Origin of the sequence: Photobacterium sanctipauli (assembly GCF_003026495.1) — a bacterium.
In the GTDB taxonomy this organism is placed as follows: Bacteria; Pseudomonadota; Gammaproteobacteria; order Enterobacterales; family Vibrionaceae; genus Photobacterium; species Photobacterium sanctipauli.
In genome coordinates this window covers 24,314-47,502 of sequence record NZ_PYMA01000011.1, presented here as the reverse complement: position 1 = coordinate 47,502, position 23,189 = coordinate 24,314, and the positions used below count along the sequence as shown (strand labels likewise).

Here is a 23,189-nt window from a genome sequence, read left to right as displayed (position 1 = left end):
TGTATGCGAGTAAAACAAAATAAAGTTCGACTAGCTCTGTTTATCATTATCCCACTGTTGATGTTTACCATCATTGCGGCAGTGGGCTCGCTCAAACGCACTTCCAATATCATTGCCCAGAGCCAAAACGAAGCCATCTGGTATGTGTTGCAACTCACCAAGGAATACGCCGAGTTCAACTATCAGCTCCGCAGCTATCAATCGTTTCGCAGCGACCATAATGACATGATGCTTCAGTACGAAATATTATGGAGCCGATTCAAAACTATCCTGATTAATTCAGACATTATCCACCTCCACAACTTCAATGGCGCGCTACAAGAGATCATTGATCACTATGGATTTATCCAATCGATAGAAGATGATTTGATCAACCTACCCCAAACCTACAACGTCAAGCCGGTCCTCGATGCTGTTCGAGCTGATTACGACGAATTGGTGATTTTCCTTAACCATAAATTCCGCTTATCAAGCGGCGAATTAGCCGAGCAGATCAATGCCGTTGCCAAAATGGAAATGCTGATCCGCTACCTGCTGGCCGTCACCCTGCTACTGGGTGTATTGATCATCTATATTCTCCACCGGGAATCCAAGCTCCACCATAAACTCGCCATGAGCGACTCCCTCACCGGTGTGAGCAACCGCCTGTGGCTAAACCGGGAGCTGGTCAAACTAACCGACAACAAAACCCCGTTTACGTTTTACTTAATTGACCTAGACGGGTTCAAACAAATCAATGACACCTTAGGGCACCAGGCCGGCGATGAATTATTGGTGGAAGTGGCCTCGCGCCTGAAAACATTGAAATGTTCGCACTTCAAGGTGGCACGTATGGGGGGGGATGAGTTTGCCGTGATCGAGCTTTGCCCGCAACAAGCCGACCAGCAACCTTGCATCGGCAAGCAAATCATTGAAGCCTTTAAACAACCCGCCTGCTATGCGGGTAAATACCATGCCATTTCCGCCAGCATTGGCGCCAGCGAGTACCCAGGCACCGCAAAAGAAATTTCTGAATTGTTGCAGCAGGCAGATTTTGCCATGTATGAAGTAAAACAACAGGGTAAGAACGGCTTCCAGCATTTCACCAAGAAGGCAAGACAACGACTTGATGTGTTGTTTTAGCACCCATCCTTTATGTAGAGACAGCAGCCAGAGATAACAAAAAGCGGCCTCTCGACCGCTTTACATGTTTAACGACAGTAATTAGCTTAGCTTGTGCCCTTATAGCGCAGCAGCAAAAATACCTGAAATCTCTTCGTGCGTGGCTTGTTTCGGGTTAGTTAGGCCACAGGCGTCTTTCAGTGCATTGTCAGCCAATACCTTGATATCTTCTTCCTTCGCACCCAGCTCTTTCAAGCCAGCAGGAATGCCGATTTCTTTTGATAGTTGCTGGATCGCTTCAAGTGCGGCTTCCGCACCCTGCTCAGGTGTCATGCCTTCTACATTCACACCCATGGCTTTGGCCACATCGGTTAGGCGCTCTGGGCAAACCTGGGCATTGTAGCGCTGCACATGTGGTAGCAATACCGCATTACATACACCGTGTGGCAAGTCGTAGAAGCCACCCAACTGGTGCGCCATGGCATGCACGTAACCCAGTGACGCGTTATTGAACGCCATACCAGCCATGAACTGGGCGTAGGCCATTTGCTCACGCGCTTCGATGTTTTGGCCGTCTTCAACTGCCGTACGTAGGTGAGCCTGAACCAGCTCAATCGCTTTAATGGCTACCGCATCTGTTACCGGTGTTGCAGCCGTTGATACATACGCTTCAATGGCGTGAGTCAGTGCATCCATACCTGTCGCCGCGGTTAGCAAGGCAGGTTTAGCCAACATTAGCTCAGGATCATTAACAGACATTAGCGGGGTCGTGTTTTTATCAACAATTGCCATTTTGATGTGGCGCGCTTCATCAGTAATGATACAGAAGCGAGTCATTTCCGATGCCGTACCCGCTGTCGTGTTGATGGCAACCAAAGGCAGCTGGGGCTTGGCAGACTGGTCAACACCTTCGTAGTCAGCAATTTCACCGCCGTTTGACGCTACCAGCGCGATACCTTTGGCACAATCGTGTGGTGAACCACCACCTAATGAGATAACAAAGTCACACTCACCTTCTTTTAGCAATGCCAAACCAGCTTCTACATTACCTATCGTCGGGTTTGGTTGTGTCCCATCAAAAACAACTGACTCCACATTTCGTGCAGTTAGCAGATCGGCAACCTGTTTTACCATACCGATTTGGCTTAGCACCTTATCAGTAACAATAAGGGCTTTTTTGAAACCGTGAGATTGAATCGCATCAACTGCCTCTGTTAGACAGCCTGCACCCATTAGGTTAACCGTTGGGATGAAAAATGCGCTACTCATGATGATTTCTCCATATCTATCAAATACTAATTACTTTAACCCACTAAAAACCGACTATCGGATAAGCTCAATGGGCTACCTGTAATTTGTCTCTTCGGTGTTGCAGACAGGCATATCTAACACTGCAAAGTTGTGCAACAATTTGATCTTGCGCAATTTATTCCTCTCTCGGATATATTCATCATAATTAATTTGAACAGGATCAAATAATCAACAGGTTGACTATCAATATTGTCGACACAGGGAAACATTCAATTTCACTCATGCGATGATAAGGCACAGAAAGTGTGATGTACGAGGCATAAAAAAACGCTGGACTATGCCAGCGTTTTCAATATGTTGATGGGCCTCTTCAATGCTAGCTCAAGCTTGCTTAACGGTTACAGCTTGGCTTTAAGTCGTAGCATTTCTTGGTTACCCATTATTGCTTAACCCAAGCGTCTTCCCAGTCGGAGCCAAAGCCAGGCTCGTAGTGAATCGCAGAGTCGATATTACACCACTCGCCATGAGGTGCTGGACGACACTTATACGTATCACCATCGCGGCTTAGTACGACTGTTTCGTCAGGCACATAGCTACCGATACCATCCGGGTAAACATAATCATATTCACCGTTTGAAGGCTCCTTGATGGTAATTTGCTGGGTAGACACAACTTCGTGATCTGAGCTGCCTTCAGCTGCTGCGGTCACTTCCACGGTGAAGTTACCAGTCTGGGTAGTAAACACGCTCAAGGCAATATCACCGTTATCAACAATATCACTCGCTAGCGATAGCTGATGGCCATTGCTGTCTAACAACTTCATATTGATAAGGTAACGGCCTTCTGAAGACACGGTCGCATCAACAAAAGTCTTACCGTCGCTGCCCTGAGTATACTCAGACTCGATGCCAGTCACTTCAACCGGTGCCGGTTCAATCGTACCGTCACGAACATCAAGCGCATACCTATAGCTCGGGTTGGTTGCGAACACCTTATTGGCATAGAGATCTGACTGATCATAAGCAATCTCGCCTGAAGGCTGCTCAATACCCACTTGGGTGATCGTGCTGTGCTCTTGGTTAATCAACTGGGCTAATTCGTAAGACCAAACATGGATATTTTGGTTAGCAGCGGTAATAGGCAGTTTCTCTTCTACGATCTCAGAGCCGCTACCATTGAAGATACGGTAAAGGATATAATCACCCGCTTCCGCGACCAAGCCCTGTTGCACATACGAGCCAAGTTCCGTCCACTCCGGTGGCGGTGCATCACCTTCAAACTTGATATCACTACAGTTGTAGAAGCCTTCACCACCGCCATCGGTACGCTGCCAACGAGTCAACAGCGTTGCTTCGCCTGTACGTCCGGCTGGCATAGTAATATCCATGACATAGTATTCACTACCATCAATATTTTGTTTTTCGATATCACCGTAATCGGCAATCTTCTCGACATCATCCCATGTTAGGCGAGTATACGCGGCATTGTATGATGGCTTGCTCAAATAGAATTCCCAATAGCTTGGGTTATGCGGTGCGGTCGCCAAAAACTTCAGCTGAATAGTTTCACCCGCTTTTAGAATAGTGCGCTGCCAATCGGCAGAAGCCACACCAATCCCGCTTTTCTTGGAATCTGAGCCGTAACATAGCTGACCATCTTTAACCACGGCTTTGACCGCATCCATATCAGTATGATTATTAACAATGGCCGAATATTCGTTCTTCTGAACAAACGGATAGGTACCTGATTCTAAGAAGGTGGCACGGCAAGCAGCATTCGGGATCCCCGAACCATCTGTTGGCCAGTCATAGCCACCGTCTTCATAACAGAACATTTGGCGTGCTTTGGGGAAATCCGTCCAACCATGCGCACTAACTTGGAACGAAGTAACAGCCGCCATGACTGACGCTGCCCCAACTGACAGTGAGATTATTTTTTTCATTATTAACTTCCATTCATTGGTGTGAGGAAGCCAGTTAACATCAGAAAAGCTAAGCCACTGCTTTTCCTTTTGAGCATTATTACTGCCTAAGCACTCATCCGATAGCCAATATTTTTTATTGTACAGCGTACTTGTTTCCTAGGCAGTTTCCGCTAACTGACGCCTATATTTATAGGCACTTTTTTGCGTCGCACAAAAAGTTCAAAATAAAATTGGAAGGATGATCCCAGTTATTTTTTATTAATTAATAACTATTAACCAATAAAAAATAAAATATAGATAAACAACTTATAAAAACAATATGAATTCATTAAATGGAAATTAATTTCGTCAAAATTCATATTAATTAATCGCTGGCAATAAAAACGCTGGACGATGCCAGCGTTTTTCTTCTTGAGTGCTTGAACTGAGATCAGGTCAGACTATAGCTTGATCCAAGCATCCTGCCATGCCGAGCCAAAGCCAGGTTCATAATGAATAGGCGAATTAATGTTACACCAGTTACCTTGAGGTTCCTTACGGCACTTGTAAGTGTTGCCATCACGACTCAGAACAACTGTTTTCTCTGGCTCATAGCTACCGATACCGTCTGGATAAACATAGTCATAATCGCCTGATGCCGCTTCTTTAATAGTGACAGGCTGAGACACAATCACATTGTATTCTGAACTATCAAACTCTGCGGCAGTGACATTAATCGTAAACTCACCGACTTGGTTAGCACTGATAAGGAGATCGACCTGACCATTGTTTACCACATCACTAGCAGTACCAATTTGGCTACCATTTTGATCCAGAAGCTCCATCTTAATATCGTAATGGCCTTCAGAGCTGACGGTGGCTTCTATATGCGCCACACCTTCGCTGTCCTGAGTATATTCAGACTGAAGTCCCGTAACTTCAACCGGTGCCGGGTCAACAGTCCCATCACGAACATCCAGCGCATAGTTGTAATTAGCATTTGTCACATACACATTATTGATATGTAGATCCGCGTTTTCATAAACAATGTCGCCGCTTTCCTGCAGTAGGCCAACCTGAGTGATCGTTGGGTATTTCTCATTGATCAACTGCGCCAATTCGTAAGACCATACGTTTACGTCTTGGTTGCTAGCTGTGATCGGGAATTTCTCGAATACAACTTCGTTGCCGGTACCGGAGAAAATACGGAACCAAACTGCATCACCTTCTTCAGCAACCACACCCGGTTTCACGTAAGTGCCCTTGCTCGTCCACTCAGGCGGGGTTACCTCATCATCAAAGCGAATATCGCTACAGTTGTAGAAGCCTTCGCCTGCTGGGTCTTCACGTTGCCAGCGCGTCATCAAAGTAGCCTCACCCGTACGACCTGCCGGCAAGGTAACATCGATGTAATAGTACTTCCCATCACTTTCTTGCACATACTCAATGTTGCCTGCCGTATCAAACAGCTCAAGATCATCCCAAGTTAAGCGAGAATGCGCAGCGTTATAACCTGGCTTGGTTAAGTAAAACTCCCAATAGCTTGGGTTATGCGGCGCGGTTGCTCTGTAGCGCATGGTAAAAGTCTCACCCGCTTTCATATCTTCACGCTGCCAATCTGCCGACGCGACACTCATGCCGCTTTTACGATCGTCCCCCCCGGAGCAAATCAGTCCATCAGGCACCGCAGCTTTCACCGACTCCATATTGGTGTGATCAGGTACCAGCGCTGCATACTCGTTGATCTGAACAACCGGATAGGTGCCAGACTCCAAAAAAGAGGCACGACACGCCGCATTCGGTATGGCGGAGCCATCATCCGGCCCCCAATGGCCATCATCCTCACGACAAACCGTTTGGCGAGCTTTTGGATAATCAACCCAGCCATGAGCGCTAACCTGAAACGACGTAATTGCAGCCATGACAGAGGCTGCTCCAACTGACAAGGATATTATTTTTTTCATTATTAACTTCCATAGTTATTGAAAGGAAGCCAGCTACCAGAAGTAAGCTTCTTTTCTCAACTTCTTTTACAATGCAGTCGCAATATCATTTGGATATTCTCATCCGATGAGTATGTTATTTTTAACGTATGTTATGTTGATATTGTTAGGCACTTGCATTAGCTGACGCCTATATTTATAGGCAGTTTTTCGTATTGTACAAAAAGTTCAAAATAAATATGGAAGGGTGGTCTCAATTAATTTATGGAAATTATTTAGCCAAAAACATCTATTAGTTGAATATTATAAACCAGAGCATAAAAAGTAACACAGCATATCATTCCCAGCAATCATTTATGTGGCAATTAAAATTCCCATAGTAACAAGACAAATATAACAACCAATAAGAACACACTTACAAACTTCCAAAAAAGAACCGGATTTTTCTTTTTTAAAGGTAGTGAGCGACTATTTGAAATAATGGAAGGCGTGGGCTTTTCCAATGACAAGAAGAACTCAGAAAACGCTTGATATCTTTCATTTTCTTCAAGGTTACACCCTTTTTTAACCACCAGATCAACCCAGATAGGTAAATCATCACGGTAGTTTTTAAGGCTGGTGTATTTCGGGTACTTTCGCCTATCCTGTGCTAATACCTTCATTGCCTCTAGCGAATACGGGTAATGGCCTGAAAGCATCTCGTACACCATCACCGCCAATGAAAACATATCACTTTTAAACGTTATTTTATTGCCAGTCAAACATTCTGGTGAAATATATTTAATATCACCAACAGGTAGGGTTTCTTTTATTGGGTTTTCTAAATCATCAAGTCCAGATACTTTTGCTGTACCCAAATCGATAATTGTGACTCTGTTGTTTTCACCGATAATAATATTTTCAGGTTTCAAGTCTCGATGAATAACACCATTTCGCTGGTAAACACGTAATGACTTAATTATTTCTCCAACCAACGCCCTGACTTTGTAAAGTTCAGGTTGCGGATTTTCATACATCCACTGCCTCAACGTGATCCCTTCAATATAATCACAAACATGGTAAAGAAATGACGATGCCCGTGAAAAAGGATGGATCTTCATAATACTCGGATGGTTAATTTGCTCACCAAGCCAACCTTCGCGTACAAAGGCTTGTAGGTATTGGTAATCTTCACTGAAATTAAGCGAAGGCGCCTTCAGCACATAAGTTTTGCTATCGAAAAGACTCTTCGCCAAGTAAACATGGCTACGCGCCCCGCTGTGCAGCACCCGGATCACTTGGTACTGATCGATCCTATTGCCAACATCCATAACCGGAGGAATGGCCCGCTGGGTAAGCTCTGCAATGGTTTCAGGCAGCGACATACTCGGCAGATCATCCACGTCAATGACCAGGCAACTGGCGTTGTCGTTACTCCCCGCCGCCATCGCCTCGGCAATGATTGTTTCGGTTAATTGCTCGGGGGGTAGTTCTGTATTGCCCTGCGGGTACTTTGATAACAGAGCATCAAGCTGCCTGTCCGTTAACCAGTCATGCACACCGTCAGTGGTCATGACCAACCGATCGCCGGCTTCGAGCTTGATTTGCTGAAAATCCACATCAAGCCGGCTGTCCATGCCCAGCGCCCGAGTGAGAAAGCTCTTATTACCGATATGACGGCGCCGATGATCTTGGGTGAGTTGAGTCATACGGCCACCACGGCAATGGTATAGCCGGCTGTCCCCAACATGGGCGATATGCGCAGTATTGGACTTGATCACCACCGCTGTCAGCGTGGTGATCAAGCCATTGTGGTTCAGTTGCTGCAGATCGCCTTGGGCGAACAACCATTGGTTGAGGGCATTGAGCACCTTACCAACGGTATACCTCGCCCCCCAAGTCGCGGGGGCGGCATAGTAATCATCAATAAACTGAGTCACCGCTGTGTGGCTGGCCTGCTGACCGTTTTCGCTGCAACTGACACCATCAGCAATGCAAGCAACAATACCAGCGTGCTCGAGCTCGGCCTGTTTATCGGGGATACGTACCGCGAACGCATCTTGATTCGCCTCCCGCACCCCAGCCACAGACTGCCCGCCAACCCGCACTCGCAAGCTTGGTGCAGGTGCACCTAGTGCCGCTTCAGTCATCGACATCATTCCCTTCCTCCAATGCTCCGAAGCAGGATCAGCTCTTGGCGACATCAATCATGGTGACACTGCCGTCATCATTGATTTCGGCAATCTGGCCTTTCGGCTCTTCCATCATCAGCAAGGTCAAGAAGCCAATCACTGCGGTGGCGGCAATCACATAGAAGAAGGTACTGTAATCAACCAACGAAAGAATGGTGAGGTAACACACGGCGCCAACATTACCGTATGCCCCTGTCATTCCGGCAATTTGCCCTGTCATACGGCGCTTTATCAAAGGCACGGTGGCAAACACTGCCCCCTCGCCCGACTGGACAAAGAAAGAGCATGCCATCGCAGCAACAACGGCTAACCATACCGGCCAGCTGCTATCTACTTGCCCCATCAAGAAGTAACCCGCCGCCAAGCCTGCTGTCAGGATCAACAAGGTTGGTTTACGGCCAAATTTATCGGAAATCCAGCCACCACCAGGGCGAGACATCAAATTCATGAAGGCGTAGGCGGAGGCAACCATACCCGCCATGACTGGGGTAAGTTCGAACGTGTCGGAGAAGAACAACGGCAACATGGAGACCACCGCCAGCTCAGACCCGAAGGTGGCAAAATAAAGCACGTTCAAAATGGCAACTTGCTTAAACTTGTATTGGTGAATTTCAGGTACCGGCTTTTCAAATACCGTTTTATTGACCTTCCATACCTGAAGTACCTCATAGAGGTATATCACCGCCAATGCCAAGTAAATCCCAGTCACCACATTGGCTTCCAGCATACCGATGCCGGTCGGTGATAGCTTCCACGCGAGCAAGGCCAATGCCCCATACATAGGGAGCTTCATGGCTAACAATAGGAAGAAATCCCCTTTCGATGTCACTTCCATCGCGCCAAGGTTTTTCGGTTTGAAATAGGTCGCGCCTTTTGGGGTATCGCTGACATTGGCATAAAACACAAAAGAGAATGCCAAGCTCATCACACCCGTCACAGCCATGGCATAACGCCAGCCGTCATCCCCGCCGAACATCAGGGCGACAGTCGGTAAGGTGAAAGCCGCTGCGGCCGATCCAAAGTTACCCCACCCGCCGTAAATGCCCTCTGCCGTACCTAGCTCGTTATGCGGGAACCACTCGGAGACCAAGCGGATACCCACCACAAAACCGGCCCCGATAAAGCCAAGCGCAAATCGAGCGATTGCAGCCTGAGCAAAGCTATCAGCAAAGGCGAAAGCAAAGCACGGTATCGAGCACACCGCCAGTAGCGTGGAGTAAACCAACCGAGGGCCATACTTATCAGTGAGCATCCCGATAATCACCCTTGCCGGGATGGTAAAGGCGACATTGAGGATCAATAACGTTTTGATTTCTGCCGTTGTTAAACCTAACGAATCTTTCACTGCCTGCAGCAAAGGGGCAAAATTGAACCAAACAAAGAAAGTGATAAAAAAAGCAAGCCAGCTAAGGTGAAGAACTTTCATCTTCCCCTTAAATGAAAATAGATTGAACGAGCCTGTTTGTGACATTTCCCATATCCTTCTATCATAAACTAACTAGTTCATTGCATTGTTCATGCCAAAAACACAAATCTAATATTAACAGCAACTTAATCAAATAAAATGCATTTAAAACATAGCATAGCTACATTTTGATGCAAACACCCACTTTTCATGCACCATTTCAGCCCATCAAGCATCAATTTACCTACAAGATGCAAAATAACAATGTTGCATATAACGCTATAATATAGACCAGATAACACCTAAAATAAAAAAGCACAGCCTAAGCTATGCTTTTTATTTCAAACAACCAAATTTATTTATCTAGACATCGTTCATGCTTAGCTGCACGTCGCCATCAATACACCTGACAGGGTAGGTACTTAGCGCCATTTCAGGATCTTCAAGGCACTGTCCCGTTGTCAGGTTGAAATGCTGCTTATATAACGGTGACGCCACTACTACCTCCTCGCCCAACGAGCCTATCATTCCTCGCGAGATAACATTCGCACCACCGATTGGATCATAGTTGCCAACAGCATATAGGGCATCGTTACGTTCACTATAAAATATCGCTACTTGTTGCCCTGCCACCAGTGCACAGACCCCGGTATTTTTGACCAAGTCATCCTTACGGCACACACTTTGCCACTGTTCCATCGTTATTACCTCACGCTGACTTTTCTGTTATATCGACAATATCAATCTGCAGGCTATTCGCCGCCTGCTGCTTCAAGATTGCAGGCAAGCGCTGACCACGTTCCACCTGGTACGCAAGATCCAAATCAGGTTTATCGCTATTAATAAAGTGATTGAAGCGCTTGAGTTTCTCAGGGGATCCCAACGTGGTTTTCCATTCGCACTGATATTGGCCAATGGTATGCGCCATATCGTTTTCCAGCTCTTTGGCTAAGCCAAGCTTATCGTCGATAACCACTTGCTTGAGGTAGTCTAGCCCCCCTTCCAGGTTTTCAAGCCAGACTGACGTGCGCTGCAAGCGATCGGCCGTGCGGATGTAGAACATCAAGATCCGGTCGATATAGGCAAGCAGTGTCGTCGCATCAATATCGCTGGCAAACAAATCTGCATGGCGCGGGCGCATCCCTCCGTTGCCGCAAACATAAAGGTTCCAACCGTTCTCTGTGGCTATCACCCCAATATCTTTCGACTGGGCTTCGGCACATTCTCGGGTGCAGCCTGAAACCGCAAACTTCAGCTTATGTGGTGCTCGTAGCCCCTTGTATCGGTTTTCAATATCAATTGCGAAGCCAACACTGTCGTCTACCCCATAGCGACACCAGGTACTTCCGACACATGACTTCACCGTCCTCACCGATTTGCCGTAGGCATGGCCGGTCTCGAAACCCGCATCAACCAACTTGCGCCAAATAAGGGGAAGCTCGTGAAGTTGCGCGCCGAAAAGATCAACCCGTTGACCGCCGGTGATTTTGGTATAAAGGTCGAATTCCTTGGCCACTTCGCCTAATACAATCAGTTTATCTGGCGTGATCTCGCCGCCGGGAATGCGCGGAACCACCGAATAGGTGCCATCTTTTTGCATATTACCGAGAAAAATATCGTTGGTATCTTGCAGCTCAAGGTGACTGTCAGCCAGCACGAAATCATTCCAAAACGACGCAAGAATAGAGCCCACAGCCGGCTTACAAATATCGCAACCCAACCCGGAACCATGGCTATCCAATAGCTCATCGAAGGTCTTGATTTGCTTCACCCGAATAATATCGGCCAACTCCTGGCGAGAATAAGCAAAGTGTTCACACAGGTGATTGTTAACACTAACCCCCATCGCTGCCAACTCGGCATCCATGATCTGCTTGGCAAATGCCGCACACCCCCCGCAACCGGACGATGCCTTGGTGACCGATTTGATATCTGCCATGGTCTGGCAGCCACTCGCTACGGCATCGCGGATATCACCCTTGGTCACGTCATAGCATGAACAAACAGCCGCGCTGTCAGGCAGCGCATCGACGCCACCCGCTGGCGATGCGGCATCACCTTGTGCCAATTGCGGCAAAATAAGTACCGCGGGATTTTCTGGCAGCGGCAAGTCATTGAGTTTTATTTGCAAAAGCTGGCTGTAACTATCAACATCGCCCACCAATACGGCCCCGATGATCTTGTCGCCTTCGGGAGAAATGATCAGCCGCTTGTAAACCTGTTCGATTTCATCGCTAAACGTATAAGACTGCGCACCATCCATCGTGCCTTGGGCATCACCTATGCTGGCAACATCAACACCAAGCAGCTTTAGCTTTGTGCTCATGTCAGCGCCCTGGAAGCGGCTTTCACGCTGATCGCTTACGGGATCAACACACAGTTGATGTGCCACCACCTTGGCCATTTGGTAGCCCGGCGCCACCAAGCCAAAAATACGATTTTGCCACAGCGCACATTCCCCTATCGCATAGACATCGCGCAGGCTGGTCTGGCAATTATCATCAATGACGATACCGCCACGCTCGCCGACCTCAATACCCGACTCTCTTGCCAATGCGTCTTGCGGCCTGATCCCCGCCGAAAAGACTATCATGTCTGTTTCCAAGCAAGTCCCATCGGCAAAATTCAATTTGTAACGGCAGTGCTCACCCGCCACAATTTCTGTCGTTGCCTTTTCGGTATGAACCGATACCCCCAGCGCTTCAATTTTTCTTGCCAATAAAGCACCGCCACCTTGGTCAAGTTGCACTGCCATCAACCGAGGCGCAAACTCGACCACATGGGTTTCCAACCCCATATTCTTAAGGGCATTTGCCGCCTCTAGCCCCAACAACCCACCACCAATCACCACCCCCACTTCGCTTTGGCTGCCTGATTGCTCAATGGCTTCCAAATCATCAATGGTACGGTAGACATGGCAATGACGTTGCTCCTTACCCGGAATAGGCGGAACGAACGGGTAAGAGCCCGTTGCTAACACTAATTTGTCATAAGGCTCTTGCCGCCCGCTGGCCGTCACCACGACTTTGTTAGGGGGATCGATTAGCGTCACCTGCTCATTCAACACATAGTCGATGCCATGTTGCTGATAATAAGCTTCATCGGTTAAGGCCAGATCATCTGCCGTTTTCCCGCTAAAATAATGGCTCAACTGCACCCTGTCATAGGCCAGCCTCGATTCTTCGGAAAAGGTGATCACCTGATACTTTTCATCCGCACCGTTGGCTAGCATATCTTCTATGAACTTGTGCCCAACCATACCGTTGCCGACCACTACCACACGCTGTTTTTCAGCTAAGTACTTATCATTCTCTTGTTTATTCATGCTCACCCCCTAAGCCGACATCTTTGCTTTCTGTTGTTGTGCTTCCGTCACCAGCCATTGCAACTGTTCGGCTAGTGAGACCACCTCGCCAACGACTATCAAGGCAGGTGAGGCCACTTGGTGCTGCTCAACAAGATCCGCTAACACACCAAGCTCACCGGTCACTAATCGTTGCTCCGGGCAGCAGCCGTTTTCTATCAAAGCCACGGGGGTATCATCGGGCATCCCCGCCGCAACCAAGCGCTGGGTGATCAACGCTGCCTTGGTGAGCCCCATGTAAAACACCAAGGTATGTTGAAGCGATGCCAATGCCTGCCAGTTGAGCTCAAGTTGCTTTTCGGCATGGGCGGTAACAAAGGTACACCCCTGCGCCATCCCGCGGTGAGTAAGGGGAATTCCGGCATAGGCACTGCAGCCAGCCCCCGCGGTGATCCCCGGTACCACATCGACATCAATGCCGTGGGTTTTGAGTAGCAACATTTCTTCGCTGCCACGGCCAAAGACAAAGCTATCGCCCCCTTTCAGCCGGCAAACGGCCAAGCCCATTTGCGCATGAGCCAACAATATTTGGTTTATCTCGTCCTGGCCAACACTGTGCTCGCCCTTAGCCTTACCGACATAAATGGCTTTGGTTGATTTGGGAAAAAGGCGACAGATCTCTGCGCTAACCAAGCGGTCATAAACAATGACATCCGCCTGCTCGATAGCTTGCAGCGCTTTCAAGGTCAATAGCATAGGATCACCCGGCCCAGCCCCGACCAAGCTCACCCGGCCTTTACCCTCTTTACGCAGGGAAAGGTTAATTATCTCGCTATCATTGGTAGGTACTTTCGCGTTTACACTCGTATTAGCATTCGCATTGGCGTGCCGTTTAATACTTTCATCAATTAAGTTTTCAGCTACTTTGGGCATTGCATCCTCACTGGTACTTTCCGTGTACGCTGTTAATCACTCTGGCTAGACCAGAGCAAAGACAATGCCACCTCGCGGGAAACCCAAGCCCAAACCAACACAACCCATTGTTTTTAAATAGCTTAAAAATCATCAATCAAGTATTCGCCAGTTAGTGGCTGTTGGCCGGATTCGCTGAGACTTGCACTCAAGCCGTGCAATAAAACAGCCAATTGCACCAATTTCGACGCATAAACAAGACAAAACACCACAACAAGTACCTACAAAGTAGTACAAGCAAAATAAAATACCACCAACAGGGCTTGATACCTTTTTTTCTCTATCTGTTTAGCGGATCCGCAGTGAAAAAAGAGTTGGCGCGGTTATTGCCATATTCATTCACAGATAAAAGGAATAGCCAGCAAAGCTAAATAGATTGAAAGAAGAGGCGGCGATGAAGAACAGCACAGAGAAATGGATTAAGACAACTTGCGCCTATTGCGGCGTTGGTTGCGGCATCGAAGCCAAAGCCAATAAGCAAGGCACACTGGATATTCGCGGTGACGCTGAGCACCCGGCCAATTTCGGCAAACTGTGTACCAAAGGTTTAGCCCTTGGGGAAACGGTCGGCCATGAAGGGCGACTACTTAGCCCTTCCGTCTATGGCAAAAGCTGTGATTGGTCGCATGCGCTGGATTTTGTCGCCAAGCAATTTAACCAAATCATTAAAGAGCACGGTCGCCATGCTGTCGCATTTTATGTCTCCGGCCAGCTGCTCACCGAAGATTACTATGTGGCGAATAAGCTGATGAAAGGCTTCATCGGCAGTAGCAATATCGACACCAACTCAAGACTATGTATGTCTTCATCGGTTGCAGGGCACAAACGCGCCTTTGGGGCCGATATCGTCCCTGGCTGCTATGAAGATATAGAGCAAGCGGAGCTGGTGATATTAACAGGTTCCAATTTGGCTTGGTGCCACCCGGTGTTGTTCCAGCGCCTAAAAGCCGCCAAAGCGAAACACAACACCAAAGTGGTGGTTATCGACCCCAGGAAAACGGCCAGTTGCGATATTGCCGACCTGCACTTGCCACTCAACTCCGGCAGCGATGTTGCCCTTTTCAATGGCTTACTCGCCTACCTCAACACCCACGATCAGCTCAACCAAGCATACATTAACAACCATACCGAAGGGCTAGACCTTGCCCTTGCTATGGCTGAAGAGTTTTCTTCGATAGAGAATATCGAAGTCGAAACCGGGCTATCCGCCGAACAAATCGTGGCCTTCTACCAACTCTTCGCCGAGCACGATAAAACCGTGACTATCTATTCCCAAGGCATCAACCAATCCACCAGCGGCACCAACAAGGTGAACAGTATTATCAACTGCCACCTTGCCACCGGTCGAATTGGCCTACCGGGAAGTACCCCTTTTTCAGTCACCGGCCAACCCAATGCCATGGGAGGGCGTGAAGTCGGCGGGCTGGCCAATATGCTGGCAAGCCATATGGATTTTGGCCACCCGGCGCACCATGAGCTGATCAGCCAATTCTGGCAAACCGAGACATTGGCGAAAGAGCCCGGTCGCAAGGCCATGGACATGTTCGAGGCCACTGAGCAAGGTGAGATTAAGGCAGTGTGGGTGATGGCGACCAACCCGGCCGTAAGCCTGCCTGATAACCAGCGGATCAACCGTATTCTCAACCAGTGCCCCTTGGTGGTGGTGTCTGATTGTATGGCTGACAACGATACCCTGCGCCACGCCCATGTAAAACTACCCGCCCAAGGTTGGAGCGAGAAATCGGGTACGGTAACCAACTCGGAGCGACGTATTTCACGCCAGCGGCGCCTGTTGCCAACCCCGGGAGAAGGAAAGCCCGATTGGTGGATCATCAGCGAAGTCGCAAAGAGAATGGGCTTCGTGGAAGCCTTCCAGTATCAGCATGAAGCTGACATTTTCCAGGAATATTGCCAACTAACAACACTCGGCAACAGCGGCGCCAACTCACGGTTGCTGAACCTATCGGGGCTAGGCCAATTAACCACCGAGCAATACCATCAATTAAAGCCGCAGCAATGGCCAGTCAAAACACTCGACCAGCCATCACCACGCCTGTTATCAGACGGGCAATTTGCCACCCCATCCGGCAAGGCCCAATTCATCGCCTGTCCTTTCAGGCCAGCTATCAACCAACCAAGTCGTAGTTACCCATTGCTGCTCAATACCGGACGCTTCCGCGATCACTGGCATACCATGACTCGTACAGGACTATCACCACGGTTGTCGGAGCACACCAGCGAGCCAACTGTCACGATCTCCCTAGAAGATGCCAGCAAAAGTCAGCTAAATTGCGGTGATATAGCACAATTGCACAACCAACAAGGCCAAGCTTACTTTCGGGTGAACATCGGGCAAAACGTCAAAAAGGGCAACCTGTTCACTGCGTTTCACTGGAGCGACAACAACACCAATATGGGCAAGGTCACGGCGCTGATCAGCCCCGATACCGACCCTATCTCGGGCCAACCTGAGTTTAAGCACACCCCAGTTGCCATCTCGCCATTTTGGCAGCAAAGCGAGGCGCAGCTTGTTGTCGACAGCGCCATTGATAGCAAGCAGCTAAACCGGCTAGCCGGCTCATTCTGGACCAAGCAAACCATTAACCGAGGGCTGTTGTACCGCATCACCTCAGCCCTTACTCCCAGCCAACTGGGCGAGCAACTGCAAAGCTTAATCAAGCACATTGCTAGCTCGCAACTCATCAGCATCAACCATAGTGAGCAACACCGTTTCGCCCACTTGGCTAACGGCAAAGTTACCGCAGCCATGGTGGTTGCCGATAACCTCAACGGGCAAGACACCGAGTACCTGTTCACCATACTCAATCGCCCGCTGGCTGACGGATTGGTCCAATCGCTGTTCACTGGCAAAACAGACCCAGGCAGTGCCACCGGCCGACTGGTATGCGTGTGTAAAAATGTGGGTGAAAAAGCCATTCGGCAAGCCATCGAGCAGCAACGATTAACCTCGGCAGAGCAGGTCACCCATTGCACCCAAGCTGGCTCTGGTTGCGGGAACTGTTTGGTTGAAATTCAAGACCTCGTTGAACAATCCGCAACAGTGCAGTCAAAAACATGACGTAGCTAGAAAATTGTATACAAAATCCGGTATTATTTGCCTTCAAAAGCCATAATAGGTTTATATGTTTTTACAGGCGAAAGAGGATTTTGCGTCAGCATGACTAGTCTTAATAAGTCGGTGCGAAAAAAGAGTAAGCCCAAGTCTCCCAACCAGACACAGGACGATATCGTCTATTGCCATATTTTCGATGCCATTCTTGAACAACGGCTTCCTCCTGGTACCAAACTCAACGAAGAGGCGCTGGCTGAAATATTTGGTGTAAGCCGAACCATTATCCGCCGTGCCTTACTGCGCCTATCCCTCGAGCAAGTTGTGGTCATTCGCCCTAACCGCGGGGCTATCGTGGCAGAGCCAACCGTCGAAGAAGCCAAGCAAATTTTCAAAGCGCGCGAAATTCTGGAGTTGGCAATTACAGAATTGGCGGTTGAAAATGCCACCCCAGAGCAAATCAAGGAATGCCGGAAACTTGTCGAGGAAGAGTCTGCCGCCTACGCCTTAGAAGATCTAGGCCGCGGAATTCGCCTTTCGGGGGAGTTCCACCTCAAGATGGCAGAGATGGCCAACAATGCGCCAATGCTCACTTTCCAGCGCAGCTTGGTGTCCCAAACCTCACTGCTCATTGCTCAGTTTGAATCAGGCCATCAATCAAATTGCTCCCTTGATGAACACACCGTTTTGCTTGATGCTATCGAGGCGGGTGACAAGGCCAAGGCCCACACCTTGATGGTTGAACACCTCAGCCATATACGCTCAAAGCTAAACCTTGATGCGGAAGACGCGTCCAATGATCTCCATGTCGTTTTCTCCAATGTGATCAAGCAAAAAAGCTAACCTCCCCGAAGCCGCAAACCTGCGGCTTTTCATTTTATTGTGTACACAAAATAACAATAAAATTGTCAACAACATTCAACTCATTGATTTTTATTATATTTATCGAAAAATAACTGCTCAGAATTTAGCCAGCCCTAGCAAAGTATTGCACCGTTAGCGTCAATTAAAGCAACCAATACCACCACCACCCACCAAAAATCCAGCATAAAAAACACCAAACCACCACCATAGCCACATTTCATTGCTTTTATAGCCAGCCCACAATTTAACATTTCAATCACAAGCCACACAAAGGATAACCCATTGATCTTAAACAAGGCAAAAAACACATCACGAAAACCAATGTTGCGCACTTGTAACAAAATAGTTGACCAAAGGGTCAAGATGAACAATTATTGACCCAAAGGTCAGAAAATTATTCGAATCGACAACGAGGAGGTCGCTTGATTACGTTCTTACTGAATCAGGAAATAAAACAAGAAAAAGATCTGTCTCCCAACATGACAGTGCTTAATTACCTGCGAACCAAAATCAATAAAACCGGCACAAAAGAAGGTTGTGGCTCAGGCGACTGCGGTGCATGCACCGTTGTCTTGGGTGAATTAGTCGATGGCGAGCTTCGCTATCGCTCTGTTAACTCATGCCTGACGTTTGTTTCCGCCCTACACGGAAAACAACTTATCACTGTTGAAGACTTACAAAACAAGGACCGCTCCCTACATCCGGTCCAGCAAGCCGTTGTCGATTTCCATGGCTCCCAGTGCGGTTACTGCACCCCTGGATTTATCATGTCGATGTTTGCGTTAGGCAAAAACACCCCTAACGCCAGCAAAGCCGATGTTATGGAGTCGCTTGCCGGTAACCTATGCCGCTGTACTGGCTACCGCCCCATTGTTGATGCCGCCCTTTCGCTATCAACCGAAAAACCTTTGCTTGATCAGTTTGCCGAACTTGAGCAGCAAACCATTAGCAAACTGGAATCCATCGCTGGCCAACCTGCAACATTGGCCCTTGGCGACCTAACCAGTTTCTCGCCTACAACAACAGCTGAACTAGCCGATCTACTGCTTGAGCACCCGGAAGCCAAACTGGTGGCTGGCGGCACAGACTTAGCATTGGAAGTCACCCAATTCCACCGCGAAATCAAAACCTTGATCAGCGTGAACTTGGTCGATGACATGAAGGTGTGTGACACGGCAGGCGATAGCATCGTGATTGGCGCCAACCGACCAATTAGCGACAGTTACAACACCCTGCATCACTACTATCCAGATTTTGGTGAACTGCTGCATCGCTTTGCCTCGCTGCAAGTTCGAAATCAGGGAACCCTCGGCGGCAACATTGCCAATGCGTCTCCTATTGGCGATGCGCCGCCACTTCTTATTGCCTTGGATGCCAGTATTAAGCTTCGCCGTGGCGAGCATACCCGCATCATCCCGCTTGAAGATTACTTCATTAGCTACAAGGTAACGGCACAGCAACCTTCTGAGTTTATCGAGAAGATCATCATTCCCAAGCCTAAGTCGACGAACGATAAAGCCCCAGCATTCCGGGCTTACAAACTGTCGAAGCGCCTGGATGACGATATTTCGGCAGTGTGCGGTGCATTCAATATCAGCATTGACAACGGCATTGTGACCCAAGCCAGAATTGCTTTCGGTGGCATGGCGGCAACACCTAAGCGCGCGAGCCAGTGTGAGCAAACCCTACTTGGCCAACCGTGGAACCTGTCGACAGTCAAAGCTGCCATGGCAGCACTGAGCAATGACTTTGAGCCGCTTTCCGATTTCAGGGCCAGCAAGGAGTACCGCACCCTCACCGCGGCCAACATGCTCCACCGCTACTTCATCGAACAGCAAAACACCAACAACACGATCCAAACGAGGGTAACGTCTTATGTCTAATCCACACAAAGCGGCAATGAGCCACGAAGAGATGGTTGCCATCGCAAAACAAGATCTAAAAACCGGTGTTGGAAAAAGCGTCAAGCATGACAGTGCGGCAAAGCAAGTGACCGGCGAGGCAGTCTATATTGATGATCGCCTGGAGTTCCCAAACCAATTGCACGTTTACGCGCGCCTAAGTACCCAGGCCCACGCCAACATCAGCCATATCGACGTTAGCCCATGTTACGAATTCGACGGCGTGGCCATTGCTATCACCAGTGAAGATGTACCGGGACAACTTGATATCGGTGCCATCCTACCGGGTGATCCCCTGCTTGCCGATGGCAAGGTGGAATACTACGGCCAGCCCGTGATTGCCGTGGCCGCCAGTGATCTGGAAACCGCCCGCAAGGCAGCACATGCAGCCATTATCGAGTATGAGCCCCTGCCAGCCGTACTGGACGTTAAAGAAGCGCTGGCGAAAAAGCTGTTTGTCACCGACAGCCACCGCCAGCAGCGCGGCAACTCCGCCGATGCGCTAGCCAAGGCAAAACATGTCCTGGAAGGCGATATCGAAATCGGTGGCCAGGAGCATTTCTATCTTGAAACCCAAACCAGTAGCGTGGTGCCGACCGAAGACGGCGGCATGATTGTCTACACCTCAACCCAGAACCCGACTGAAGTACAAAAGCTGGTGGCCGAAGTGCTGGGTGTCCCTATGCACAAGGTCATGATCGACATGCGCCGCATGGGCGGTGGTTTTGGCGGCAAGGAAACCCAAGCGGCTTCACCTGCATGCCTTTCAGCTGTTATTGCCCACCTAACGGGTCGTCCAGCGAAAATGCGCTTGCTGCGTAACGAAGACATGACCTCGACCGGTAAGCGTCACCCGTTCTACAACCAGTACAAGGTTGGCTTTGATGATACCGGCCGAATCCAAGGCATTGATATTACAGTAACGGGCAACTGTGGCTACTCACCGGATCTATCGAGCTCAATTGTCGATCGTGCCATGTTCCACTCTGACAATGCCTACTACCTTGGCGACGCCACGGTGACAGGCCACCGCTGTAAAACCAATACCGCATCGAATACCGCCTACCGCGGATTTGGTGGCCCGCAGGGGATGATGACCATTGAACACATCATGGATGAGATTGCGCTTTACCTGAACAAAGATCCGCTGGAAGTACGTAAGCGTAACTACTACGGCCAAGAAGACCGTAACGTGACCCACTACTACCAGACAGTAGAAGACAACTTCCTGCCGGAGATCACCGAGCAATTGGAAGCCAGCAGCGACTATCACCATCGCCGCAAAGAAATTGCCGAATTCAATGCCACCAGCCCGATCCTGAAAAAAGGCTTGGCGATCACCCCGGTTAAGTTTGGTATTTCCTTTACCGCCACCTTCTTGAACCAAGCCGGTGCCCTTGTCCATATCTACACCGATGGCAGTATCCACCTAAACCACGGTGGCACCGAAATGGGTCAGGGCTTGAATACCAAAGTCGCGCAGATCGTGGCAGAAGAGTTCCAAGTTGATATCAGCCGCATCCAGATCACCGCAACCAATACCGACAAGGTACCTAACACCTCGCCAACGGCGGCCTCGTCCGGCACCGACCTGAACGGTAAGGCAGCACAAAATGCCGCCCAAACCATCAAGCGCCGCTTGGTCGAGTTTGGCAGCAGCCACTATGGTGTCAGCCCGGAAGATGTGGTGTTCAAAAACGGCATGGTGATGATCCGCGAGAAGCTGATCCCGTTCGAAGATTTTATCCAGCAGGCTTACTTCAACCAAGTTTCGCTCTCTAGCACCGGTTTCTACCGTACGCCGAAGATTTATTACGACCACCAGCAAGCCAAGGGTCGCCCGTTCTACTACTACGCCTACGGCGCATCTTGCTCGGAAGTGATTGTCGATACCCTAACCGGTGAATACAAGATCCTGCGTGCAGACATCCTTCATGATGTTGGCGCATCGCTAAACCCGGCTATTGATATCGGCCAGATTGAAGGCGGCTTCATCCAGGGTGTGGGTTGGCTAACAACCGAGGAGCTGATCTGGAACGAGCAAGGCCGCTTGATGACCAACGGCCCGGCAAGCTACAAGATCCCAGCCATTGCCGACATGCCGATAGATTTTCGTACCCATTTGCTCCAAAACCGCAGCAACCCGGAAGATACCGTTTTCAACTCGAAAGCGGTTGGTGAGCCGCCGTTTATGCTGGGTATGTCGGTATGGAGCGCGCTTCGCGATGCTATTGCTTCGGTTGCTGAACAAGGCCAGATCCCGAAATTGGATACCCCGGCGACCCCGGAGCGTGTATTGATGGCAATTCAGGCGGTACAGCCTTCTTTCAACCAAGCGGAAGATGATCACAAAATCACTGAGCAAGCCGAGTAATACTAACAACTTATACCAATGACGGTTGGCATTGGGTTGATGAATTGCGCTGAAAACATTAAGGAGTAGATGATGTTCAATGATAACTGGATACGCGAATTGGCCAAGCTGGAAGAAAAAGGCGAAGCCTGTGTCATGGTTACAGTGCTGGAAGATAAAGGATCAGTCCCCCGAGATGCCGGAACCAAAATGCTGGTTACGCGGGATAGCATTGTCGCCACCATTGGTGGCGGGCACCTCGAGCACCTTGCGACCAAGATGGCTCGGGAGATGCTGCTGATCGGCGATCGCCACCTGAAAGTTGAACAATTCAATCTCGGCGCACGACTCGGCCAGTGTTGCGGCGGCTCGGCAACCCTGAGCTTCGAGCCCATTGGCCAGCAACAAAATCATCTGGTGCTGTTTGGAGCCGGGCATGTTGCCAAGGCATTGTTGCATATTGTTTCAACCTTGCCTTTCAAGGTAACGTGGATCGACGAGCGGGAAAATGAATTCCCCGAGCAGCTGCCTGCCGGCGTCACTCAATTGGTATCCGATGATCCTGTTGGCGAGGTCCGCCATATGCCAGCCAACAGCTACTACTTGGTCATGACCCATAACCACCAACTTGATTTCGACTTGGCACGGGCAATTTTGGATAAAGGTGACAGCGCCTACTTCGGCATGATCGGCTCGCTAACCAAGCGCAAGAAGTTCGATTATCGACTAAGCCAACGCGGCTACGATCAGGCTGCAATCAATACCATGACCTGCCCTATTGGCATCGGCGCGGTGAAAGGCAAGCACCCGGCCGAAATAGCCGTATCGGTCGCAGGTGAGTTGATCGCCCACTATCAGGGCGAAACCTTGGAGCAAAAGCGCCCAGACCAAACCGCGCGCCGTGCTGAGAACGCAGCACACGAGCAGGCAAATGAATAAGCACCATTGCTG

15 protein-coding genes are annotated in these 23,189 nt (G+C 49.2%); 6 read left to right on the top strand and 9 right to left on the bottom strand.

What is annotated here, in order from left to right; all coding sequences use genetic code 11:
* The first annotated feature begins 3 nt into the window (after positions 1-3).
* Entirely contained in the window at positions 4-1,122 is a 1,119-nt protein-coding gene (locus tag C9I98_RS27040) for a GGDEF domain-containing protein (protein WP_051902065.1), read from the top strand.
* A gap of 99 nt (positions 1,123-1,221) precedes the next feature.
* On the opposite strand, the gene yiaY is transcribed toward C9I98_RS27040, so the two are convergent.
* The 8 genes from yiaY to cobA form a co-directional block, all read right to left on the bottom strand.
* Positions 1,222-2,370: an L-threonine dehydrogenase gene (gene yiaY / locus C9I98_RS16625; protein ID WP_036819793.1), complete on the bottom strand. Its 1,149-nt coding sequence runs from the start codon at positions 2,368-2,370 to the stop codon at positions 1,222-1,224.
* A gap of 421 nt (positions 2,371-2,791) precedes the next feature.
* Positions 2,792-4,294, bottom strand: a complete 1,503-nt coding sequence (locus C9I98_RS16620) for a lytic polysaccharide monooxygenase (protein ID WP_051902063.1) — start codon at positions 4,292-4,294, stop codon at positions 2,792-2,794.
* Between the two features lie 422 nt (positions 4,295-4,716).
* Complete coding sequence (locus C9I98_RS16615; protein WP_081879049.1) at positions 4,717-6,219, bottom strand: lytic polysaccharide monooxygenase; 1,503 nt, start codon at positions 6,217-6,219, stop codon at positions 4,717-4,719.
* A gap of 344 nt (positions 6,220-6,563) precedes the next feature.
* On the bottom strand, positions 6,564-8,336 hold the full coding sequence (locus C9I98_RS16610) for a bifunctional protein-serine/threonine kinase/phosphatase (protein ID WP_245907171.1): 1,773 nt from the start codon (positions 8,334-8,336) through the stop codon (positions 6,564-6,566).
* Positions 8,337-8,364: 28 nt separating this feature from the next.
* Entirely contained in the window at positions 8,365-9,840 is a 1,476-nt protein-coding gene (locus C9I98_RS16605; RefSeq protein WP_107272226.1) for a NarK family nitrate/nitrite MFS transporter, read from the bottom strand.
* Positions 9,841-10,137: 297 nt separating this feature from the next.
* Positions 10,138-10,473 carry a nitrite reductase small subunit NirD gene (nirD, locus tag C9I98_RS16600; protein ID WP_036820785.1) on the bottom strand — a complete coding sequence of 112 codons (336 nt, stop codon included), beginning with the start codon at positions 10,471-10,473 and terminating at the stop codon, positions 10,138-10,140.
* Between the two features lie 10 nt (positions 10,474-10,483).
* The gene (gene nirB, locus C9I98_RS16595; RefSeq protein WP_107272225.1) at positions 10,484-13,099 is read right to left on the bottom strand and encodes a nitrite reductase large subunit NirB; all 2,616 of its coding nucleotides are present in this window, start codon (positions 13,097-13,099) and stop codon (positions 10,484-10,486) included.
* Positions 13,100-13,108: 9 nt separating this feature from the next.
* Positions 13,109-14,011, bottom strand: a complete 903-nt coding sequence (gene cobA, locus C9I98_RS16590; protein ID WP_081878865.1) for a uroporphyrinogen-III C-methyltransferase — start codon at positions 14,009-14,011, stop codon at positions 13,109-13,111.
* 433 nt (positions 14,012-14,444) lie between these two features.
* Here cobA and C9I98_RS16585 point away from each other — a divergent pair, with 433 nt between their 5' ends.
* Both C9I98_RS16585 and C9I98_RS16580 read left to right on the top strand, forming a co-directional pair.
* Positions 14,445-17,129: a nitrate reductase gene (locus C9I98_RS16585; RefSeq protein WP_036818380.1), complete on the top strand. Its 2,685-nt coding sequence runs from the start codon at positions 14,445-14,447 to the stop codon at positions 17,127-17,129.
* A gap of 99 nt (positions 17,130-17,228) precedes the next feature.
* Positions 17,229-17,963 carry a GntR family transcriptional regulator gene (locus C9I98_RS16580; RefSeq protein WP_107272224.1) on the top strand — a complete coding sequence of 245 codons (735 nt, stop codon included), beginning with the start codon at positions 17,229-17,231 and terminating at the stop codon, positions 17,961-17,963.
* A gap of 134 nt (positions 17,964-18,097) precedes the next feature.
* On the opposite strand, the gene C9I98_RS16575 is transcribed toward C9I98_RS16580, so the two are convergent.
* Positions 18,098-18,355 (bottom strand): hypothetical protein, encoded by a 258-nt coding sequence (locus C9I98_RS16575; protein ID WP_036816905.1) that lies wholly within the window; start codon positions 18,353-18,355, stop codon positions 18,098-18,100.
* A gap of 51 nt (positions 18,356-18,406) precedes the next feature.
* Here C9I98_RS16575 and xdhA point away from each other — a divergent pair, with 51 nt between their 5' ends.
* The 3 genes from xdhA (at position 18,407) to xdhC (ending at position 23,177) form a co-directional block, all read left to right on the top strand.
* Positions 18,407-19,867: a xanthine dehydrogenase small subunit gene (gene xdhA / locus C9I98_RS16570; RefSeq protein WP_036816904.1), complete on the top strand. Its 1,461-nt coding sequence runs from the start codon at positions 18,407-18,409 to the stop codon at positions 19,865-19,867.
* On the top strand, positions 19,860-22,259 hold the full coding sequence (xdhB, locus tag C9I98_RS16565) for a xanthine dehydrogenase molybdopterin binding subunit (RefSeq protein WP_036816903.1): 2,400 nt from the start codon (positions 19,860-19,862) through the stop codon (positions 22,257-22,259). Before xdhA ends, xdhB begins: the two co-directional genes overlap by 8 nt.
* Positions 22,260-22,331: 72 nt before the next feature.
* On the top strand, positions 22,332-23,177 hold the full coding sequence (gene xdhC / locus C9I98_RS16560; protein ID WP_036816901.1) for a xanthine dehydrogenase accessory protein XdhC: 846 nt from the start codon (positions 22,332-22,334) through the stop codon (positions 23,175-23,177).
* Positions 23,178-23,189 lie beyond the last annotated feature (12 nt).